This is a genomic window from Microcoleus asticus IPMA8 (assembly GCF_013179805.1).
GTDB classification, from domain to species: domain Bacteria; phylum Cyanobacteriota; class Cyanobacteriia; order Cyanobacteriales; family Microcoleaceae; genus Microcoleus; species Microcoleus asticus.
In genome coordinates, this window is sequence record NZ_SRRZ01000010.1 from 65,380 (window position 1) to 87,714 (window position 22,335).

The following is a 22,335-nucleotide window of genomic DNA, read 5'->3' on the forward strand; positions in this document are numbered from 1 at the left end:
GGGAGGAAATCAGCTTTTAGTCATAAAGAAATTCAATCAAACCCGGTTATCTTTATCACTTTAGTTTAATGCGGTTTCTCGCGCCCGCGAACTAAAGACTCTATTAAATTTAGTCGATCGTACATTCTCTTTAAACAAACACAGCGCTGTTTCTTCCGAGTGTCAAAAAACACGTCAAAACCACCCTCGTGCAGGGGTTTGAGTCCCTGTAGGAGAGCGGTTTTTCGGGTTTAGCTCACACCTATGTGCCGTGTCCCTCCCCCTAACTTCCTGTCCCGCCCTTAACGAGGGGGACTAGGGGGAATGTCTTGAATCAGCTAGTTTTATAATTTTCCTCAGTCCAACAGCGCGGCAGAGCTTCACCGGAAGGAAACACTAATTTACTTTTTGGAAAATTTGCTTTCTCTTGCTCTTCTTCACCAGCTTGATTTTTTCCCGGCACTTCATTTTTTGTAGGGCTGATTAAAGCATCTACATCGAGGATTTCAATCAAGTCGCCTGATTCTTTTTCTTGTAAAAGCATAGTTTTTCCTTGAAGGCTAAATGCGAGTTAGGGTTTGAGGACAACTTTGATGCAGTTGTCTTTTTTCTGTTTGAAAATCTCGTAAGCGTGGGGCGCTTCATCCAATTTCATTCGGTGCGTAATTACGAATGACGGGTCAATTTCGCCTTTTTGAACGCGCTCGAGCAAAGGCCGCAAATAGCGGTGAACGTGCGTCTGTCTCATTTTCATGGTCAAACCTTTGTTGAAAGCTGCACCTAGGGGCACTTTGTCAACGAAGCCGCCGTAAACGCCGGGAATTGACACTGTACCACCCTTGCGACACGCAAGGATCACTTGTCGCAGGGCCGTAGGTCGATCGCTCTCCAACCGCACGGCTTGCTTGGCTTTGTCGTACAAAGCGTCGAGACCGGTGCCGTGGGCTTCCATTCCCACCGCGTCGATGCAAGAGTCGGGCCCGCGTCCCCCCGTCATTTCGGTGACGGCTTCCCCGGCGTCCATTTCTTCGTAATTGATGATTTCAGCTTTGGCCGCGGCCGCCATTTGCAAGCGTTCCGGTACGCGGTCGATCGCAATTACTCGATCGGCCCCCAGCATAAACGCGCTTCTGATCGCAAATTGTCCGACCGGCCCGCATCCCCAAACTGCTACAGTATCCCCCGGCTGAATGTCGCAGTTTTCGGCCGCCATGTAACCGGTAGGAAAGATATCGGTGAGGAACAATACTTGTTCGTCAGAAAGTCCGTCGGGAATTTTTAAAGGGCCGACATCTGCAAACGGAACCCGCGCGTATTCTGCTTGGCCTCCTGCATAGCCGCCCGTTAAATGCGAGTAGCCAAACAGTCCCGCCGGCGAATGACCGAACATTTTTTCAGCCAGCCCAGCATTAGGGTTGGAGTTGTCGCACAGCGACCACAAATCGCGGTTGCAAAAGAAGCAACTGCCACAAGAAATAGTAAAAGGAATGACGACGCGATCGCCCTTTTTTAAGTTCTTAACTTGGCTGCCGAGTTCGACTACTTCCCCCATGAATTCGTGCCCCATGATGTCGCCCGATTGCATTGTCGGGATGAAGCCATCGTAGAGGTGCAAATCTGAGCCGCAGATTGCTGTAGACGTGATTTTAACTATTGCATCGCGCGGATTGATAATTGTTGGGTCTGGTACATTATCAACTCGCACATCATTTGCTCCGTGCCAGCAAAGAGCTTTCATTATTTTTTTTCCTCTAGTTAACTACTAGCTAGTAGATTTTTGATTGTAAATCTTAAATTTACTACGCTGATAAATTACTTACTTGGATGAGTTTTACTTTAACCCGATAAAATAAATTTTATCTCTATCGTAGGTATAATTTATAAATCTATCTTCCGGCTGTTTTCAATAACAAAAATGTAAAGTTTATCCTCCAAGTAAAGTGCGGCAGATTTCACATTCTTCTGTTAAGCCCCAACAGTTATAGCAACCGCGCCCGACGGTTAGAACATTCTTAATTGCTGAAACCGTTGCCGAAGATTGCTTCTTCCTTCTCTCCTAGATAAGTAAAGCCTTCTTCCTTCTCTTCTAGATAACTAAAGCCTTTTTCCTTTTTCCTTTTTCCTTGTTCTTTCTTCCTTCAACATCTGCTATAACAGCTAACAACTACATAGCTGAGATTGTTTTTGTCGATCGGCGATCGCTCTCCTCTCACAATAAATAAAATTTTCTCACTTAATCTCACTAAAGCGGAGATTTAAGCTCACTTAAGATAAATAACGACCGAAAACTTCTCAAGTAAAAGCGGGTTTATCGATTATTAAGTAGGGTGCGTGACTTTTGTATAGCTCAACACCATGCCCCAATATTGAGAATCACGCACCCTGCTTAAGAAGGATTAATCGTCAAATATTGTATATTAGTTATAGCTAAAAGCCGAGCTTGCGCTAAAGTTGTTAAAGATTAAAATTTATCGATCGCCTTTTATGCCTTACACTGCATCTACCCCAACAGACCCCAATCAACCCAACATCCGCAATGCCGACCACCGCCTATTAGAATTCACCAAGCTAACGCCGATGATGCAGCGGTATGTGGAAGTGAAAGAACAGTATCCCCACGCACTTTTATTGTTTCGAGTCGGAGATTTCTTTGAGTGTTTTTTCCAAGATGCAGTTACGATTTCGCAGGAATTAGAACTTGTTTGTACTAGCAAAGAAAGCGGCAAGGAAATTGGCAGAGTGCCGATGACAGGAGTGCCGCACCACGCCCTCGACCGCTACACTTCAATGTTAGTAGAAAAAGGCTATGCTGTAGTAGTTTGCGACCAAGTTGAAGATGCGTCGATTGCTGCTAAAGAAGGCCGCCAAGTCAAGCGCGAAATTACCCGCATTCTCACTCCCGGAACTTTGACTGATGACGGAATGCTCAAACCCAGACAAAATAATTTTTTAGCCGCAGTGGTCATCGCTGGGGAACACTGGGGACTGGCTTATACAGATATTTCTACGGGAGAATTCGTCACTACCCAAGCAGACAGTTTAGAACAATTAACCTTAGAATTGCTGCGCTTGCAACCTTCGGAAGTCTTGGTACCGACTAATGCGCCGGATTTGGTGACTATGTTAAGGCCCGGAGAGAAATCAGAGCATTTGCCCGATTGTTTGCCGAATTCGTTTTGCTATTCTTTGCGATCGCAAGTTCCGTTTAGTTTGTCCGAAGCAAAACAGAGAATCCTGCAAAAGTTCAAAGTGCGATCGCTCGAAGGTATGGGATGCGGACACCTTTCCCTCGCAGTGCGCGCCGCCGGCGGTTTGCTGCAATATCTCGAAGAAACTCAAAAGGAAAAAGCAGTTTCTTTGCAAAGATTGCACACTTACACTCTCACCGATTTTCTCGTACTGGACTACCAAACCCGCCGCAATCTCGAAATTACTCAAACAGTCAGAGATGGGGTTTTTCACGGTTCGCTGCTGTGGGCGATAGACAAAACCAGCACCGCAATGGGAGGCCGCGCTTTGCGCCGCTGGGTGCTGCAACCTTTGCTCAACATTAAAGGCATTGGCGCCCGACACGACACGATTCAAGAATTAGTAGAAAATAACGCCCTGCGCCAAGATTTGCAGCAGTTGCTGCGCCAAATTTATGACATCGAAAGACTGACAGGCCGCGCCGGTTCTGGAACAGCTAGCGCGCGGGATTTGGTCGCTTTAGCTGATTCTCTGGGAAAACTGCCGGCATTAGCCTCGATCGCAGCTCAAGGGCGATCGCCATATTTGAAAGCGCTGCAAAATGTACCGCCAATTCTCGAAGAATTAGCAAGTAAAATTCACGCTCATTTAGTTGATGAACCGCCGATTCATTTAAAAGAAGGAGGTTTGATTCGAGCCGGAATCAATCCCATGCTAGATGAAATGCGCCACACTGCATCAGCAGACCAAGAATGGATTGCAAATTTAGAAGCAACTGAGAGAAAACGCACCGGAATTTCTAATTTAAAAGTAGGCTACAATAAAGCTTTCGGCTATTACATCAGCATTACTAAATCGAAAGTAGACCAAGTGCCGAACGACTACACCCGCAAGCAAACTCTCACCAATGAAGAACGTTACAGCACTGAAGAATTAAAAGAAAGGGAAGTGCGAATTCTGACAGCGCGGGAAGATTTAAATCAATTGGAATACGATATTTTTGCTAAAGTGCGATCGGAGGTAGGAGAACACGCCGAAATTATTCGCAATGTTTCCCGCGCCGTGGCGGCGGCAGATGTTTTGTGCGGTTTGTCAGAAGTAGCAGTTTACCAAAATTACTGCCGCCCGACTATGACAGAAAGTCGGGAAATTAAAATTATTGAAGGTTGTCATCCTGTGGTGGAAAAGTCTTTGCCGCCGGGATTTTTTGTACCTAATTCTGCTTTTTTGGGTCGGGAAGAATCGTTAAACCGCCCAGATTTAATTATTTTAACCGGCCCGAATGCTAGTGGCAAGAGTTGTTATTTGCGGCAGGTGGGTTTGATCCAGTTAATGGCGCAGATGGGCAGTTTTGTGCCGGCGAAAGCTGCGAGTTTGGGAATTTGCGATCGTATTTTTACCCGCGTCGGCGCAGTAGATGATTTGGCAACCGGTCAATCTACGTTTATGGTGGAAATGAACGAAACTGCAAATATTCTCAATCACGCCACGCCGCAATCATTGGTGTTGTTAGATGAAATTGGCAGGGGAACGGCGACGTTTGACGGACTGTCGATTGCTTGGTCTGTGGCGGAATATTTAGCAACTGAGATTCGGGCGCGGACAATTTTTGCTACTCACTATCACGAATTGAATGAGTTAGCTTCTATTTTGGATAATGTCGCAAATTATCAGGTGACCGTGAAAGAATTGCCGGATCAAATCGTATTTTTGCACCAAGTTCAGCCGGGAGGTGCTGACAAATCTTACGGAATTGAAGCGGGCAGATTAGCTGGTTTACCGCCGTCGGTGATTGACAGGGCGAGACAGGTAATGAAGCAGATTGAGAAACATAGCAAAATTGCGATCGGGCTGCGAAAGGGTGTTAAAAAAGATGGTAAAAAAGAGTCTGAGGGCGAACAGTTGGATATTTTTGAGGATTGAAATTTCCGGTGAAAAAAAAATTGTAGTAACTTCTATATTGCACCATTTTCAATAAGCCTTTCAGGGGCGGGCATCCTGCCCACCCCACAAGAAAATTTAACTTTTGTGGAACAGGCATCGTGCCTGTTCTGGAGCATGGTGCAATATCTCAGTTACTACTTTTACTACAAACCAGGAACTCTCCAGCAACTCTAACGCCCATTTTGCAACTTTCTTACCTCTTTGTGCACGCTCATCCCTATTTCCAAAGCCTCATTCAACAACCGACCGTATTCAGTCGCCCGATCGCTCACATCCACCGCCATCAAAGCGGCCAAATTACTTTCAATATTAGCAAATAACTCGTAACGGCGACCGATAAATTGCTGATTTTCCCTGAGAATCCTTTCTGTTTTTAAAGCACAGACTAAACTTTCTCTAGTAATTTTTAATGCCTCAATTGCATCTGCTCGGTTAATTAAATTGGCTTGTAAATTGCCAGCCGCCGTTAGGCGATCGATAATATCTAAAGCCTGAATTACCTCATGATACTTCTCAACTTCATCCAGCAGACCCGCCAGCGTTGCCAGAGGCTTTGCTTTAACCCATTTATAGATATTCCAAGCAACAGTAATCGCCAGCGACAAACCCAAAGTTATTTGTAAAACCCGGACAAATATCTCAGCATCGCTAAATGAACCAACATTATGTTGATTAGCCAGTAAAGCCACAGGCAGTGAAACAACTAATGTCACGCAAAATATCAGCAACTCATTCAACAAAAGAGAGAACAGCTTTTTCCCGTTCAGCAGTGCCGCAGATCGGTAAAAGTCGGCTGCAAAACCGTCGCTCAAAGCTATTCCGCTCAAATCCTCTAACTCTCTTTCCGGAATTGTCAACTCATCCAAATCCGCTTGTATCACTATTTCAAATCTCCTTAACTTGACATTAATTAAAACCCTCCAATCGACCTAATTGAATCCCACAGACTCAGATAAAAATTGCTTTCTCGGTTTCGGAACAGTTGAAAAGCTTGTCCAGGTGCGCCAAAAAACGGTCTCAGCGTCCATCCCAACTGACTGCCAACAAACGCATAAAGTCCCAACCAGAAGCGCAAAATATTTAGCCTGATGTCTTTGCCTTCCGCATCTTGTTCTGAAAGAAAGTGCATTCCTTGATAAATGAAACTTACTCCCAAAAATCCTGTGATTGCCATGATAGCAACATTCAGCACCAGATAAAAATTGTAATTGGTACTGCTTATGAGAAAAAACAAACTAACAGGTGCAAATCCAAACAGCAAAACGCTAATCATCGCCATCGCTGTCATCAACAATGTCAAATACTGTTCAAAAGTTCGTTTGGAACCAAACATGACATTAAAAAAGTACAGTGTGGGAAAGCAGATAATCAGCGTCAGCAAGTAAAGTGCTGGCAACTTAATTGCTGAAACCAGACATTGCATCCACGTACTAGAGGCACCTAATATCGCTCCGTAAATGGCAAAAAATACGGTACTAGAAATCAACAAACCGAAAATTTTAGATTTGAGCTTGACACCTTGGCGAATTTCTTCGAGAAACTGTTGCCGTTCCCGCAGCAAATACATTACTACTGAAAAATATTTCACGGGATCTCCTTGTGACTGATGCGACTCCGAATCAGTCATAACTCAAGCTGAGTGCGCTCGGCAAGCTTGTCAAATCAGGGAACTCTATGTTAACCAATTATTCTTGCAGATACAGGACTTACACAGAAGCTAATTAGGTTGGGTGATCTTCTGCCGCGCACCTTACCGCTATTGACTATGGGCTGGATATTTCTAGTCAAATTCTAGTCACATTGTCTCCAAATTGTATCCAAAAAGGTCATTTGATAGTCATTTCGTAGTTATTTGAGAGTCATTTGATAGTCACTTGGAGCCCCGACTCACCCCTATTCTGGGCAATAAAAAACCTCAAACCGTTGACTTATCGTTGGTTTGAGGTTTTTGTAGGCGCAAGCGGGCAGCGGGAATCGAACCCGCATAGTTAGCTTGGAAGGCTAAAGTTTTACCACTAAACTATGCCCGCACATAGAAACTAAACATACCACAAGTCTCTGGGGATTGCAATAGGCCTGTGCAAAATTTTTGAATAGCTCCCTCACAGTGGCTGAATCGGTACTTGCGGCCCGATCGCGCCTACAATCCCTCTCTCCGATGCTGCGTAAGACTTTACGGGTGGAAATAATCGTAAATTTGCTGCGCCAGACGCGGGCCAATCCCAGAAACTTCTGCCAACTGTTCGGGAGTCGCTAAACGCAGGTAGTCGATCGACCGGAAATGTGCTAACAATTGTTTTTGTCGGTGGTGTCCCAATCCGGGAATTTCATCAAGGCGCGATCGCTTCATTCTCTCGCTTCTTCGATCCCGGTGAAAACTCACAGCAAATCTGTGCGCCTCATCCCGCACCCGGCGCAATAATTGTACGCCCGGTTGCTCAGAATTAGTTGGCAGCGGCAAAGATTCCCCCGGCAAAAATATCTCCTCTCGCTGCTTGGCCAAACTGACAACGCGCAACTCTTCTAGCAAATTCATTTCCCGCAAAACAGCCACAACTGCTGACAGTTGACCTTTGCCACCATCTATCATAATTAAGTCGGGTTTGTCGGAAATAGTAGGAGAATCTGAGGATAAATTGCTGAGTTCTTTCGGTTCTTCTAAATCGCTAAACCCATCTTCCATCTTCCCTCTTTCTTCTTCCTTCAATCCCCGGAATCGGCGACCGATAACTTCTGCTAAACTAGCAAAATCATCAGAATGCCCTGATTTAATTTCAGGATTTTTAATTTTGTAATGGCGGTAGTGTTGATTAGCCGGCAAACCGTCAATAAATACGACGCGGGAAGCTACGGCGTCAGAACCTTGAATGTGAGAAATATCGTAACCTTCAATGCGCCGAGGAACTTCTGGCAAATCGAGAATTTCTGCTAAATCTTCCATTGCTTGAGAATTGCGATCGCTCAATCTTTGCATTCTCGCCAATTCATACTCAGCATTGCGTTCCACCATCTCAATCAATTCTGCCTTAGTTTGCCGCTGCGGCGTCAAAATGATAACTTTTCGCCCCTTACGATTGCTCAACCAATCTGCTAATATTTCCGCTTCTGGCAATTCGTACTGCACTGAAATTTCGCTGGGAATTTCTACAGATTCGACATTTTGATAGTGTTCTTCCAACACGCGCTGCAAAATCGCTCCGGCCTCTACCCCCCCTTGCCAAGGTGGGGAGGAAAGAGAAAGTTGAGATAACTCTTGCTCCCCCGATTGTAGGGGCGGTGCCTCCGTTCCCGCTCTGGGTTGGGGGGGTATTTCCGCCATAAATCCCAATCTTCCGACCAATTGACCGGCGCGAATTTGGAACAATTGAACGCAAGCGTGCTGACTATCGGCCGCCAGTGCGATCGCATCTCTGGAAACCGTATCGTCGGGCAAAGACACTTTTTGACCCGCACTCAAAGACTCCAAACCCTTAATTTGATCGCGAAGGCGCGCCGCAGTTTCAAAGTTTAAATCTTCGGCAGCTTGTTGCATTTGCGGCTCCAGGATATCAAGCAATTCCTGAGTCCTTCCCTGGAAAATCATCGCTACTTTTTGGATGATTTTTCGATATTCTTCAGGCGAAGTTAAACCTTGACAAACGCCAACGCAGCGCCCGATGTCGTAGTTCAAACAGGGACGGTCTTTAAACAGCGGTTGAGGGCGCTGCCGCAGGGGGAAAATTCGCTTAATTAAATGGAGCGTACTCCTCAGCGCCCCTGTATCGACGTAAGGGCCGTAATAGCGGTCTTTTGCACTTCCTGCGCGGCGTTTGCGGGTGATAAAAATGCGCGGGTATTCTTCCGACCAAGTTATGCACAAATAAGGATATTTCTTATCATCTTTGAGGAGGACATTAAAGTAAGGTTGGTGCTGTTTTACCAGATTTGCTTCTAAGGCCAAAGCTTCCGCTTCTGTGTCGGTGGCGATGAATTCAATTTCTCGCACTTGCTGTACCATCATCGCAATGCGGGGACTGAGATTTTGGCTTTCGCGGAAGTAGGAACGGACGCGGTTTCGGAGTTTTTTGGATTTGCCGATGTAAAGGATGCGATCGCTCTCATCGCGCATTAAATATACACCAGGAACCGCCGGAATTTCTTTGAGGCGACTTTCTAGGCGTTCCGAGTCTTTAACTAACGGCAGAGTTTTTGTGGATGGCATTGCAAGCTATCTCAGCAAAATAGAGAGTTATTGTACACTCTTTTATTTTACCTTAATTGTGCGGACTTTTACGGCGGCTACCGTCGCAAACCCACCGACTAAACTTGAAAATCAGTTACAATATCTGAGATAAAAACTTGCGCGTGCGTTCTTCCTTCGGGTGCTGAAAAAACTGTTCCGGCTTCGCTTCTTCAACTAAAACGCCGCCATCCATCAATACAATGCGATCGGCAACTTCGCGCGCAAACCCCACTTCGTGAGTCACCACCACCATTGTAATTCCTGTTTGAGCCAAATTTCGCATTACATCTAAAACTTCCCGCACCATCTCCGGGTCTAATGCTGATGTCGGTTCATCAAACAGCATGATTTTAGGCTGCATGGCTAGAGAACGTGCAATAGCGACCCGCTGCTGCTGTCCCCCAGACAACTGTCCGGGATATTTTTGTGCTTGTTCCAAAATTCCCACTCTTTCTAACAGTTGCATCGCCACTTCTTCGGCTTTTTTCTTGGGCCAGCGGCGCACCCATACTGGCGCTAGCATGACATTTTGCAACACAGATAAGTGGGGAAACAGGTTAAATTGCTGAAACACCATTCCTACTTCGCGGCGAATTGTCTCAATGTTGCGCAAGTCGTGGGAAAGTTCGATTCCGTCGATCGTAATTTTACCTTGTTGGTATTCTTCTAATGCGTTGAATGTGCGAATAAACGTCGATTTTCCCGAACCAGATGGCCCCATAACGACCACGACTTCGCCACGGTTGACGGTCATGCTGACGCCGCGCAGTACGTGAAATTGTCCGTACCATTTGTGGACGTTTTCTGCTACGATTACTTGTTCTAGGATTGTGGGTTCAGTTTCCATATTTTTTTGTTTTTAAACCGCTGATGAACGCGGATGAACGCAGATTTTTTTTACCTTTGACCTACGCCTAAAGTTCGCTCTATTTTGCGGCTTGCTAGGGACATTGAGTAGCAAAATATCCAATAAATTATCCCGACGAATATGTAAACTTCGGCGTATCTACCGATATAGGATGGATTTGCTAAAACTGCGCGGGATATTCCGATTAATTCTAACATTCCGAATAGAGATAGCAGGGATGTATCCATGAATAATCCGATGAATTGACCGCCGATCGCCGGAATGACTATTCGCAGTGCTTGAGGCAGTACAATGAGAATTGTGAGTAGGGGTGTATTTAGCCCGATCGACCTAGCTGCTTCTATTTGTCCTCGGGGCACGGCCTGCAAGCCACCGCGCACGTTTTCCGCCAAGTATGCCGCACTAAATAACGTTAATCCAGCAATGGCTCTAATCACTCTATCCAATTTCGGATATTCGGGCGGCAAGAAGAGTTGCAGCATCACTTGACCTAAAAACAAAATGCCAATTAATGGTAAACCGCGAATAATTTCAATGTATAATGTTGATAACAGTCTTACAACTGGCAAAGAACTTTGTCTGCCGAGTGCTAGCAATACTCCCAAAGGAAAGGAAAGCACAATACTAATAACTGCTAAAAACAGCGTCAATACTAAACCGCCCCAATCATTTGTTGACACTTCGGTCAAACCCAACCCGCCTTTAATTAGCCACAAAATTATGGGGAAGGAAAGAGCCCACATTGCAGGCATCCAGCTAACCCCCCCCAACCCCCCCTTGCTAAGGGGGGGCGAGGGGGGGTTACGGTTAATTTGCCTGCCGATGACATAGCTGGCGGCGGCTGCGATAATAATTCCTAAGAGGTAGAGGCGAGAGGTTAGGTCGATCGGCGAAATGACCGCACCCACAACCGCAGCACCGAGTATAATTAGTAAAGGCGGATTCCAAAGACGTTCTTGCCGCTGAATGTTTCCCCAAGTTAATCCTCCCAACAAGGCAATTATCCCCGTTACTATCCACAGCCTCCAGTAGGAGTCGCGGGGAAATCTGCCGGCGAAAAATAGCGGCAAGTTGGCTTCTAACACGTGCCATTGAGCTTTTGTTGTTGCCCAAACGATAATTCCTTTAATCGCTTGGAAGGCGATAATTAGGCAAAGTACTGTCAGAATGCTGTTGTACCAGGTACTAAATAAATTTTTGCGCGCCCAATTCCAAGGGGTAGGCGATTCGGTGGCTGGGGGCGGTAATACAGGTATTGTTTCCATCAGTTTTTAGTTATGATTAATTTCTAATACTGTTCGCTAAAATTCCTAAAATTTTATTAACATCTCTGAGGTAATACTCTGTTAAATCTATTTCAATTACTTGGTCTTTTAATTTTAGAAATCTCCAGTTAGTCCCGCTAGTGACAGCGCCAAAAATCGCAGGAATATCGTTGCCTTCACGTTCATTAAATATTCTAGCGCCTAGCATTTCTGCTACGCACTGTCCCAATCCGCCATTGATATTTTCCTTTTTGGCTTCTACAATGATAATTACTGGTGCGGAAAGAATTAATAATTCTGGAGAACGACTAATCAGAAAATCGCAATTTCCATTTAATCCTTTTTCGGGATCGATTGTAAAGTCTATTCCTGAAAAAAAGCTAATTTCAGAATTTAACTGTTTTCTCAGTTCGATCAAAATTGGTGCAATAATCATTTCGGAGCGAGCTTTTTCTGTATTACTGCTAATGGCTAATGGCACAGTATATAGCAGGGTTTCTTCTAAAAAATTACTACTTTCTAACTCTGGAATAGCAGAAAACATATTAACTGCGTCTAAAATTTTAAGTTCAAAAATTTTAGATACTTTTGCTAAACTAAAATCACTGTATGCCATTTATTCTCCTTTAATCCTACATCAAAAATCTCCAATATTCAGCAGTTACCTTTCTTTGATTTGTACAGTTTTATTGTACCAATTCATGAACAGAGAAACTATCAAACTAATTGTTAGGTATGTTACCATGATAATTAACATTGCTTCGATCGCCCGACCGGTCTGATTCAACGTCGGAGCTCCCACCACAAAATAAACGTCGGGATAAGCAACCGCAACCGCTAAACTCGAATTCTTAGCTAAATTCAAATACTGACTGGTTAAAGGCGGCACAATCACCCGCAAAGCTTGCGGCAAAATTACCATCCGCATCATTGTTCCAGACTTCAGCCCCAAAGACTTTCCGGCTTCCCACTGGCCTCTCGATACTGACTGAATTCCGGCCCGGACAATTTCTGCAATGTAACTGCCAGTATACAAGCTGAGCCCTGTCACCAAGGCTGCAAATTCTGGAGTAACTTTTAATCCTCCTTCGAGTTGCAATGCTGGTGTCAGGCGGGGGAAATCTAGGCGAAAAGGCAGATTTTTGGTGATAATCCAAGCTAAGATTGCACTCAGCCCGATCGCACCTACAGCCCAAAACAACTGTCTTCCCGGCTTAGCTTCTTCCAACATCACCCGCGCCCGCCACATCCACAGCCCCGCCGCCGCCAAAACTCCGATAGTTAGCAAAATCACCCAAATCTCAAAACCCGGCAAAGCCACAGGCCAAGGTACAGCAATGCCGCGATTTGTCAAGTAAATCGGCCCCCTCACCTGCTGATTGTCTTCCAGTTTTGGCAGGGAAATGAAAACTGCAAAATACCAGAAAAATAATTGCAGCAATAAAGGTGTATTTCGCAGAATTTCTACATACAAACCAGCCAAACTCCGCAGCAACCAATTGTCGGAAAGGCGCGCAATTCCTACAGTCAAACCAGCAACAGTTGCGAAAACAATGCCGATACCCATTACCCGCAGCGAGTTGATTAAACCGACAAAATAAGCTTGTCTGTAACTGTTTTCGGGACTGTAGGGAATGACACTTTCGCCGATATCAAAAGATGCTTGGGAATTGAGAAAATCAAATCCAAAGGCAATCCCCAGTTGCGAGTAATTGGCACTGAGATTGTCCCAGAGAATGGCGATAACAACTATTACTAAAATTAGGGCGATCGCCTGTCCGGCTATTTTCCAGAAGCGATCGTCCCGCAGCAGTTTTGATAGATCTTTAAATTTGGGCAATTTCTGCGATTGGCCCGGTTGAGGTTCTGGGTTCATAACTGTTTAATGTAGATCGAACTATACCTAACTTTAGCCTGCCTAAAATATCTTGTAGGGTACACCTAGCAAGCACCTTACAAGTCGGGTAAGCGCGGAGTACCTTGCTGTCTAAAATATCTTGTTGGTTAACTGTTAACAGTCAACAGTCAACAGTTAACAGTCAACAGTTAACTAAAATTAGCGGAACGGCGGCGAATAAAGCAAACCGCCATCTTTCCAGAGTCTGTTTTGACCCCGTTCTAACTTAAGTGTACTTTTGGGGCCGAGGTTGCGATCGTACATTTCCCCGTAATTACCCACTTTCTTAACAACGCGGACTGCGTAGTCGTTCGGGAGTCCCAAACCTTTACCTAAATCTCCTTCTGTTCCTAGCAAACGTTTGACGTTCGGGTCTGTAGTGCTTGCCACAATTTTGTCTACATTTCCCGAATTAATTCCCAAATCCTCAGCTTCAATCGCGGCGAAAATAATCCATTTCACGGCGTCCGACCATTTAGGATCGCCGCTTTTCACCGCTGGGGCTAAAGGTTCTTTTGACATCACTACCGGCAAAACAACATTATTCTCGGAATTCGGCAGAGTTGTCCGCTTAGAAACAAGTTGCGATCGATCGGCAGTAATACCTTGACAGCGACCTTCTTGATAGGTAGCAAAGGTAGTATTCACATCTTCAAACACCACAGGAGTGTATTTAATTCCTAATTTTCGCATTTGGTCGGACAAATTTTGTTCGGTGCTCGTACCTGTCTGCACGCAGATAGATTTGCCCGCAAAATCTTTTAAAGTTTTGATGCCGCTGTCTTTTTTGACCATGATGCTTTGAGAGTCATAAAAGATCACCGGGGCAAATTCCAGTCCGGTAGTGCTGTCGCGACTCGCCGTGTAGGTGGTATTTCGGCTGAGAATGTCGATTTCTCCAGCCTGCAAAACTGTAAATCTATCTTTAGCGTTGAGCTTTCGGTACTCGACTTTTTCGGGATCGTCAAATATTGCCGCCGCGACAGCCCTGCACACATCCACATCCAGTCCCGAATATTTGCCTTTTTCGTCTACAAAGCTAAAACCCGGCAGTTCGCCGCTGACACCACAAATCAGTTTGCCGCGGCTGACAATTGTATCTATCCGGCTCGAACCTTGTTGCGAGTTGCCACCCGCAGCATTTGTTGCTGGTGTTTGTCCGATTTGTGCCGATCGATCCCTACAAGAAGCCAACGGTGCCGCAAACAACACGCTTGCTAGCAGCAGAAATCCCCATTTACGCATAGATTTTAGTAGAACGCTTTCCTGATCATCCTACCTTGTAGCTGTCGAGAACTGTGGCGCACAACAGCCTCCGGCTTCAAATTAGCCGTTTTGCATCCGGTGCTGCACTCTGGCAATTGCACCAGCTACCCGCCTGTGTTTTTTTCAGCAAGCAGGGCGCGGAGAGCGAAAAACCCGGTTTGTGACTGGAGGCACCGCCGTCCAACCCAAGATTTATCATAGAAACCCGGTTTGTTTGCGGCTATTTTTGCCCGCGGCGATCGCCCTTCCCTGGAATATTTATCCGATTTTGATTGAATGCGCTCACTGTACCTATGGTGCTAGGCGCTGCTCAGCTAAATCGCGGATTAGGGACAGCCGAGACTCGATGTACTCGTTCAACAAATCTGCTTCTTTGCCATTAAGCGCAGAGTTCATCTTCAACTGCTTCAGCAGCCACTGTACCAGGGTGGCATCGTCCAAATTCACTAACAGAGTAGCTTGGGTGGTCTCAATTAACGACCAAAGTTGACGTAACATGATGGGAGTCATAAAACCTCCTGGAGCGTAAATACGCAGTTAATGGGCGGACTGGGCGAAAACTTGGTCTTTGTGTCTCAAGCCGATAGACGAAAAGCACCGTCATAGCCATCGGCTTAATGATTTTTTTATATTTGACCACAATAACTCAATAAAGTAGTGTCACAAGCTACAACACACAAGATGTTATAAGAGTTCCGAATTTTGTCACATTGAGATAAAAATCTTGATAAAAAATTAAAAATCTTTACATACTATAGCTCGTGGGGGCTGCCAGGAGCTGTCGGGGATCGGGCACTCCTGCCCGGTTCGCCAGAAAATTAATTAAGCTGTTGGGCATTTAAATTGTATATTTCAATGCCGTATTCCCCAAAGAGTCAAATCTTGTCACCCTCTCGAACATAGCAGCAGCTTACTCAGGGGCCACCCACTTTTGAACCCCCGCCAGAATTATTTCTAATTCAGCGATGATTTTCGTGGCCTCCTCCCAATCGTTTGATTCGCCAAGACTTTGAAGCCGATCTGCCATCTCGGGCATTAACCGCACCGCCGCCGTAGCACTGACACCTTTAATTTGATGCGCGCGGCGGGCCAATGTCTGGACATCTGCCGAGGCGATCGCTACCTTAGCCGCTTCTAAATAACTGCCAGTATCAACCACAAAAGCTTGGAGTATTTCCCGCTCAAACTCTAAATCAGCACCAGCAATTTCGCGCAAACGTGCCATATCCACTAAAGATTGAATACCCTCTGAAGAGTTTTTGAGTTCCTCGCCATTAAACTTTGGACTTTCAATTTTTAACTGGGCAGACCAATTTTCGAGCACAGATTTTAACTTTTCGATCGAAATAGGTTTGCTAATATAATCGTCCATGCCCGCCGCCAGACACTTTTCGCGATCGCCCTTCAAAGCACTCGCCGTCATCGCAATCACCACCGTCTTTTGATGTGGCTCGATCAAACCAGCAGCAGCATTTGCCGCTTCCAGGCGGCGCAATTCCTGCGTCGCTTCGTAACCGTCCAAAATCGGCATCTGACAGTCCATCAACACAATGTCATACTTTTTGATAGCAACCATCGATAGCGCCTCTGCGCCGTTATTCGCGACATCCGCCGTGCATCCCAAAACTCTGAGTTGATTCAGACCAACTTTTTGATTGATCGGGGTATCTTCAACTAACAAAATCTTTAAGTTGGCTAACTCCCGGTTTTCAATAGCTGAGGCTCCATTGGACTTGGGATTTGCCACCTGCCGATCCATCGCCGCACCCGGGGCGATCGCATTCACCAAGCAATCAAACAGCCGATGAGCTTTCACAGGTTTAGTTAAATAACCGCTAAAACCGCTACTTACCAAACGTTTCGCCTCCGATATCTGAGTAATTGAAGTCAGCACCACCCACTTTGTATGCTGCATTGTCGGCTCAGAAACCATCAAGCGTTCCAGGCTTCCCGCCACCATTTCCGGCAACTGAATATCAACCAAAACAATATCGTAAGGGCAATTAACGCTGACAGCTTTGTACAGAGATGCGATCGCCATCCAACCATTTTCAACCTCCTCAACTTCTATTCCCCACAAAACAGCCATTCTCAGCAGCACTTTTCGCACTGTCGTTTTATCGCTGGCAACTAACATTTTTCGCCCCGCCAGCACCGTTTCCAAATTAACTTTGCACGCCGTTCCTACAGCAGTTAAATTTTCCTCGACTGCAGGCACAGTAAACCAAAAAGTCGAGCCTCTGCCAGGGGTACTTTCCGCACCGATTTGACCCCCAATTAACTCTACTAACTGCTTACAAATAGCCAGACCCAAACCTGTGCCACCGTACTTTCTCGTCGTAGAAGCATCAACTTGAGTAAAAGATTGAAATAGCTTTTTTTGGTCTTCTTGAGCAATACCGATTCCTGTATCTGTGACTTTGAAAAGCAGGACTGTCGAGCCATTGCTTCCGAGTTCTAACGGTTGGATATTCTCTACAAATTTCTGCTCGTCGCTGTCTGCCAATAACCCCTGAGACCTGCCAAGAGAAACCTCAATTACCACTTCTCCAGCTTCTGTAAACTTAATCGCATTGTTAATCAAATTAGTGAGTATTTGCCGCAACCGCGCTGCATCTCCTTTAATTTGCAGCGGCACGTCGCTGTCAATCAGCGCTACCAATTCTATACCTTTTTCTTGGGCGGGAGTTGCCAACAAATCCAGCACATCATCCACACATATAGTGAGGTTAAATTCGATCGTTTCTAAGCGCATTTCTCCTGCTTCCAGTTTGGAGAGGTCAAGAATATCGTTAATGATGGACAGCAAATTTTGACCGCTGAGTTTCAGCGTCTGCACAAAGTCGATCTGTTCGGGAGTAAGATTCGTTTTCAGCAGCAAATCAGTCATCCCCATCACTCCATTCATCGGAGTGCGGATTTCGTGACTCATATTTGCTAAAAATAGAGACTTCATTCGAGATGCTTCTAGGGCCGCTTCTCGGGCCTGCTGCGCTTGTTCAAACAAAGTAGATTGCTGAATGGCGATCGCCAACTGCACGCTCAACCTTCCCAGCAAATCAATCTCAGAATCAGTCCAAACACGCGGAGCGCTGCACTGGTGGGCAACCAGCAATCCCCACAATCGATTTTGACTCGCTTCCAAACTCCCCATCGGCGACTCAATTCCGGGAGTTTCCGGCGAATATTCTGTTGCCAACTCCTGACTTTCATCGCCGATAAAAATTGGTACAACTAAATTAGCCCTTACTTGGAAACTAACAAGGAAATCTCGGTGGATGTCGCTCAAACTGGCCGTATAAATATCTGCTCTTGCTTGAATTTTTCCGGCGCGGTATAGCGATAGATCATTTTCGCCAAAAGATATTTCTGGAACTTTTATGCCCAGCAACGGAATCCAATCATCCCCTACAGATTCCACAACAACACTCGCTGTTTCCTGGGAATCAAAACGATAAATTACCGCGCGGTCAGTTGCCAGCAACTGCCGCACTTCTTGTACGGCAGTGCTCAGAGTTTGAGTGAGGTTGAGAGACTGCCGGACTCGCTGGGCGATCGCCGAAACCAGCCGTTCTTGTTCTGCTTGTTCCCGCAGCCTTCTCTCAGCTTGCTTGCGTTGGGTGACATTGCGAATTACCGCAGCCAAGCACAGCGGTTCGCTGCTTTGAGGGTGCTTGACCAGAAAAGCATTCATCACAACATCAATGGATCTTCGGGTGTGCAAGTGTTGCATTTGACCTTCTCCTTGCCACTGACCCTGACTGATAATTATTGGCAAAATCTCTTGACTAAATTCCTGTTTAAAAGTTGGGCCGAAATAATCCCATATCTCCGTATAAAGCTGTTGCGAAATATTTTCTAATCCCACCAGTTTTCGTCCGGCTTCGTTGACAAACAGCGTTTGACCTTCAAGGGTAGCCATACCGATAAAATCACTGCTGTTTTCAATCAGCGACACAAATTTTTGGCGTTCTTCTTCTCCTTTTATCCGTTCGGTAATGTCGCGCTTGACGCAGACATGACAAATTACATCGTCGGCGTTGTTAATCACAGAGTATGCCGCAACGTCGATCGCCAGCGTGCGACCTTGTTTAGTGGAGTTAGTAATTTCGCCCCGAAAATTTCCTGTTTTCGCTAAACTTTTGGCAATTGCCGAAAAGCGGTCCCCCGCAACCAGCGGCGACGCTTCTGCTTGTAATTCCGCGTCTGTATATTCTAGAAGCGATTGGTGAGCGCGATTTTGTTCGAGGAAAAACCCGTCAGCATTGATAATGACGATCGCATCGTTGGAGTTTAAAAATATTTCTCGGTAAAGTTTGAGTTTTTCCTCAGCTCGCTTGCGTTCGGTGATGTCCCTTTTGACGTTTACGTAACAGATTACATCCCCAGCACCATTGAGAACCGCAAAAGCCGAAAGCTCCACCTCAACTGTTCCCCCTTGCAAAGCCTTAATAAAGGTCATTTCGCCTCGGTAACTCCCAGTTTCTGCCAAGCTTTGCAGTACCGACGCAAATGCCTGTTCTCCCATCCCAGTTGCAGGCGTTTTTCCCCACAATTTCGACGAACTGTAACCCAGCAAAGCTGTGTGAGCTTGATTTGTTTCTAAGTAATAGCCTTGGGGGTCTAAAATGGCGATCGCATCGTTGGATTTCAAAAAGATTTGTTGATAAAGTTGCAGCTTCAATTCCGCTTGTTTCCGGGCGCTAATATCCGTGAACAAGCCGTAGTAAACTATCTTCCCCGATGCTTGCAATTCTGGCTGAGAAGCTCCTTGCACCCATTTAAGTTTTCCTGACGGAGTGACAATTCTTCCTTCCCAGCGCCAAGGCTGCAAATTTTCAGCAGAAAGCGTGACCGAATTGAGAAAATCATCTCGATCTTCGGGATGAATCATGTCAACAATTACATTAAAATCCTGCTGAGCAGCCTCTGGTTCTATTTCATACAATTCTCGGCAGCCGGCGCTCACAAACGAGAAAGCCATTGAGCCGTCTGGCTGCAAGTCAATTTGATATACCGTACCGGGTACGCTAGCAGTAATTTTTTGCAGTTTGGCTTGGCTTTGATTCCTGGCTTCATCTGTGGCCTGCAATTGACCAATCTCCCGAGAAAAACCCAAAACCGCAAATATATTGCCCTCGGCATCGCACAGCGGCAGTTTTTGCGTGTCAAAGATGTGCTGTTTGCCGCCTTCAAAGGCGATCGTCTGGTAGGGATTGCGAACAATCTCCCCGGTTAGCACAGCTCGATCCTCCTCGCGGATGCCCCTAACCCGGCCGTTGCGATCGCCAAATACTAATTCGGCTGAAAACCCTAATTCAATATCATCTTTGCCGATAATTTCCTCAACATTTTTCCCCAAATATGCCGCAAAACTTTGATTTACCAAAATGTATCTAAAGTTTCTATCTTTCGCAAAAACTCTGTCCGGCGCACCGTCCATTAAAGCCCGCAACAACAGTTCTTGACTTTCCGCATCCAGAGCCAAGTTATTTTGAGCTTTCCCCTTGACATTGGTCGTTTTAGCTGCTAGGCTAATTAACGATTCGGCACAAATTTGAGCGACTGTGTGGAGCAAACAAAGGTGTTCCAAATTAAAAGCCGTTGCTTGCTCTGCACCAATGAAAACTACTCCCAACAATTCTTCACTTTCATCCGGGTTAGCCGGTGCCATCAAGACCGACTGAAACTGAGCAATTGGTGGCGGATCGATGTTGTGGGCCCAGTCTCGATTTCCAGCGAGCCATTCAACGCGAGCTGCTTGCAATCGGCCTTCAATTTCGGCTCTGGCGCTAGCAGTTAAGGGCTGTAAGTGTTGCAGGTATAGTCGATCGTCCGGTGGCGTCAAAATTGCGATCGCCGCGCCCGGAATCAGGCGATCGAGATGTGTCAAACACGCAGACCAAATTTCATCAGCGCAAGTGGCGAGTTGTAATTTCGCAGTAAGTTCGTTGAGAACTTGCAGTTCCAAGGTACGCTGGCGGACTTTTGCTTTGAGGCTGGCGGCTAGGATTTGCATAGTGCTCACCACACTGGTTTGCTTATATTATAATTATTGATTTTCAAACTTTTGTAAACAATGATTCTAAAAGATATGCGGCGAAAAGACAACGTTATTTATATTGATATTACCTTCAACCGCTAAAAAACAAGGGCGCGATCGGGAGCAAAGAGACACTGCTCTATGCAAGCTTTCGCTCCCATTGCCCGACTTAACCTTACACCCAAAGACAGATGCAAGCTCCAGACTTTCGTGGTTAAATTAAAAAAAATTTAGACCAAAGTTCAAAGCCTCAAATTCATCTTTAGAGTCAATCGAAAATTGAAAATCGAAAATCGATGGACGGTGAAACTACCCCATTAAAATCACGTTATCGATCACATGGATGACGCCGTTATCAGCTTCGATATCCGCAGCGACAACTGTAGCATTTTTCACCTCAAAACCGTCAGAACAATCAATTTTAATCGGCGAACCTTCCAAGGAAGTAACAAAACCGAGTTTTGCCAAATCAGCTTTCATAAACTTGCCGGAGACAACGTGAAACATCAAAATCCTGGTCAATTGGGGAACGTTCTGCACTAGGGTTGTGATAGTTCCCGGCGGCAATTTCGCAAAAGCATCGTCATTGGGTGCAAAGACAGTAAAAGGGCCCGGACTTTTGAGCGCGTCTACTAAATTAGCTACTTGCACGGCTGTTACGAGGGTTTGGAACGAACCCGCACCTACGGCAATATCAACAATATCAGGCATTGTGTTTTACCTCATCTGGGAAAAAAGTTCTATTAAGTATCGTAAACTGAGGCGGGCAACAATACCTACTGTCTTTTTTGAAAAATTGGTAATTCTTTTGTAGTGAAGACTTCAATCCTCAGATTTTTGAGGAGGACTTCAGTCCTCACTACAAACCTAATAATATAGGACTTATACCAATTTCCTAAAGTCCTGCTACAAATAGAGCCTCTAAAATAAATTTCCATCCCGTCAAAGAAGCAATAACTTCCAACGTCAACTTATTTAACTCTTTTTGCAGCGCTGCTCTCAACTCTTCTATTTGGTCAAATCTCAACCAGTTCAATTGTTCTTTTACGTATCCCCACAGTCTTTCTATGGGGTTTACTTCCGGACTGTATGCGGGTTGGAACAGTAAAATAACATTTTCTGGTATGCTGAGATTTAAAGAGTTATGAAATCCTCCATTATCTACTTGAATTATATGTAAATCCTCCGGATACTCACTGGCAAAGAGCTCTAAAAACTTCTCGAAGCACACTGTATCTAAATGTGTAAATTCATAAAAAAAGCTGGCTCCCGTTAGCGGTTCTACTGCCCCATAAAGCCACAAATAAGTAAAATCCCATTGCACCTTTCCTTGCGGTTTGATTCCGTAACCTGTTAACTTTCTTCTTTGAATTGTATGCAGCCCCATCCGACTTTCATCTTGACTCCAATATCGCACTTTTTTCCACTGCTTTAAAAAGCTCTCACTCTGACTCATACTGCTTTTAATTAGAGATGAGAGTTTTTTTTAAATTCTTCTACTACCCCGGGTTTCTGTTTTTCACTTACCGGACGTGGGACTTTTAATTTTCCTTTTAGCCGATATCTTGCCCCAGAAGTGTTGAATGCTTATTTGATAGGATTCTGAAAATAGACATACGAATCCTATAAACTGGTGATTTCAGCAATTAAAAACAAGTTCCT

15 protein-coding genes and 1 tRNA gene are annotated in these 22,335 nt (G+C 45.4%); 1 reads left to right on the top strand and 15 read right to left on the bottom strand.

Features of this window, described 5'->3' with window-relative positions:
• Nucleotides 1–313: 313 nt before the first annotated feature.
• Together E5S67_RS04290 and E5S67_RS04295 are read right to left on the bottom strand one after the other, a co-directional pair.
• Nucleotides 314–523, bottom strand: coding sequence for an acetyltransferase (locus tag E5S67_RS04290; protein ID WP_172185828.1), 210 nt, complete (start codon nucleotides 521–523; stop codon nucleotides 314–316).
• A 27-nt stretch (nucleotides 524–550) separates the two neighbouring features.
• Nucleotides 551–1,717, bottom strand: a complete 1,167-nt coding sequence (locus tag E5S67_RS04295) for a zinc-dependent alcohol dehydrogenase (protein WP_172185829.1) — start codon at nucleotides 1,715–1,717, stop codon at nucleotides 551–553.
• 746 nt (nucleotides 1,718–2,463) lie between these two features.
• Between E5S67_RS04295 and mutS the strand changes: the two genes are divergently transcribed.
• Entirely contained in the window at nucleotides 2,464–5,091 is a 2,628-nt protein-coding gene (mutS, locus tag E5S67_RS04300; RefSeq protein ID WP_172185830.1) for a DNA mismatch repair protein MutS, read from the top strand.
• Between the two features lie 191 nt (nucleotides 5,092–5,282).
• On the opposite strand, the gene E5S67_RS04305 is transcribed toward mutS, so the two are convergent.
• The 13 genes from E5S67_RS04305 to E5S67_RS04365 form a co-directional block, all read right to left on the bottom strand.
• Nucleotides 5,283–5,993 carry a hypothetical protein gene (locus E5S67_RS04305; protein WP_172185831.1) on the bottom strand — a complete coding sequence of 237 codons (711 nt, stop codon included), beginning with the start codon at nucleotides 5,991–5,993 and terminating at the stop codon, nucleotides 5,283–5,285.
• A 29-nt stretch (nucleotides 5,994–6,022) separates the two neighbouring features.
• Nucleotides 6,023–6,739 carry an actin-binding WH2 domain-containing protein gene (locus tag E5S67_RS04310; protein ID WP_172185832.1) on the bottom strand — a complete coding sequence of 239 codons (717 nt, stop codon included), beginning with the start codon at nucleotides 6,737–6,739 and terminating at the stop codon, nucleotides 6,023–6,025.
• Between the two features lie 332 nt (nucleotides 6,740–7,071).
• Nucleotides 7,072–7,142 (bottom strand) — tRNA-Gly (locus tag E5S67_RS04315).
• A gap of 143 nt (nucleotides 7,143–7,285) precedes the next feature.
• Complete coding sequence (gene uvrC / locus E5S67_RS04320; RefSeq protein WP_172185833.1) at nucleotides 7,286–9,313, bottom strand: excinuclease ABC subunit UvrC; 2,028 nt, start codon at nucleotides 9,311–9,313, stop codon at nucleotides 7,286–7,288.
• Nucleotides 9,314–9,428: 115 nt separating this feature from the next.
• Entirely contained in the window at nucleotides 9,429–10,181 is a 753-nt protein-coding gene (locus E5S67_RS04325; RefSeq protein ID WP_172185834.1) for an amino acid ABC transporter ATP-binding protein, read from the bottom strand.
• A 50-nt stretch (nucleotides 10,182–10,231) separates the two neighbouring features.
• On the bottom strand, nucleotides 10,232–11,467 hold the full coding sequence (locus E5S67_RS04330) for an amino acid ABC transporter permease (RefSeq protein ID WP_172185835.1): 1,236 nt from the start codon (nucleotides 11,465–11,467) through the stop codon (nucleotides 10,232–10,234).
• A 16-nt stretch (nucleotides 11,468–11,483) separates the two neighbouring features.
• Entirely contained in the window at nucleotides 11,484–12,083 is a 600-nt protein-coding gene (locus E5S67_RS04335; RefSeq protein ID WP_172185836.1) for a hypothetical protein, read from the bottom strand.
• 45 nt (nucleotides 12,084–12,128) lie between these two features.
• A complete protein-coding gene (locus E5S67_RS04340) occupies nucleotides 12,129–13,343 on the bottom strand; it encodes an amino acid ABC transporter permease (RefSeq protein ID WP_172185837.1) in 1,215 nt (404 codons plus the stop codon).
• A 180-nt stretch (nucleotides 13,344–13,523) separates the two neighbouring features.
• Nucleotides 13,524–14,609, bottom strand: a complete 1,086-nt coding sequence (locus tag E5S67_RS04345; protein ID WP_172185838.1) for an amino acid ABC transporter substrate-binding protein — start codon at nucleotides 14,607–14,609, stop codon at nucleotides 13,524–13,526.
• Nucleotides 14,610–14,921: 312 nt separating this feature from the next.
• Nucleotides 14,922–15,140 (bottom strand): hypothetical protein, encoded by a 219-nt coding sequence (locus tag E5S67_RS04350; protein WP_172185839.1) that lies wholly within the window; start codon nucleotides 15,138–15,140, stop codon nucleotides 14,922–14,924.
• 400 nt (nucleotides 15,141–15,540) lie between these two features.
• Nucleotides 15,541–20,649: a PAS domain S-box protein gene (locus E5S67_RS04355; RefSeq protein WP_172185840.1), complete on the bottom strand. Its 5,109-nt coding sequence runs from the start codon at nucleotides 20,647–20,649 to the stop codon at nucleotides 15,541–15,543.
• A 333-nt stretch (nucleotides 20,650–20,982) separates the two neighbouring features.
• The gene (locus tag E5S67_RS04360; protein WP_015178455.1) at nucleotides 20,983–21,384 is read right to left on the bottom strand and encodes a fasciclin domain-containing protein; all 402 of its coding nucleotides are present in this window, start codon (nucleotides 21,382–21,384) and stop codon (nucleotides 20,983–20,985) included.
• A 184-nt stretch (nucleotides 21,385–21,568) separates the two neighbouring features.
• Nucleotides 21,569–22,129: an IS630 family transposase gene (locus E5S67_RS04365; protein ID WP_172185841.1), complete on the bottom strand. Its 561-nt coding sequence runs from the start codon at nucleotides 22,127–22,129 to the stop codon at nucleotides 21,569–21,571.
• Between the last annotated feature and the right edge of the window lie 206 nt (nucleotides 22,130–22,335).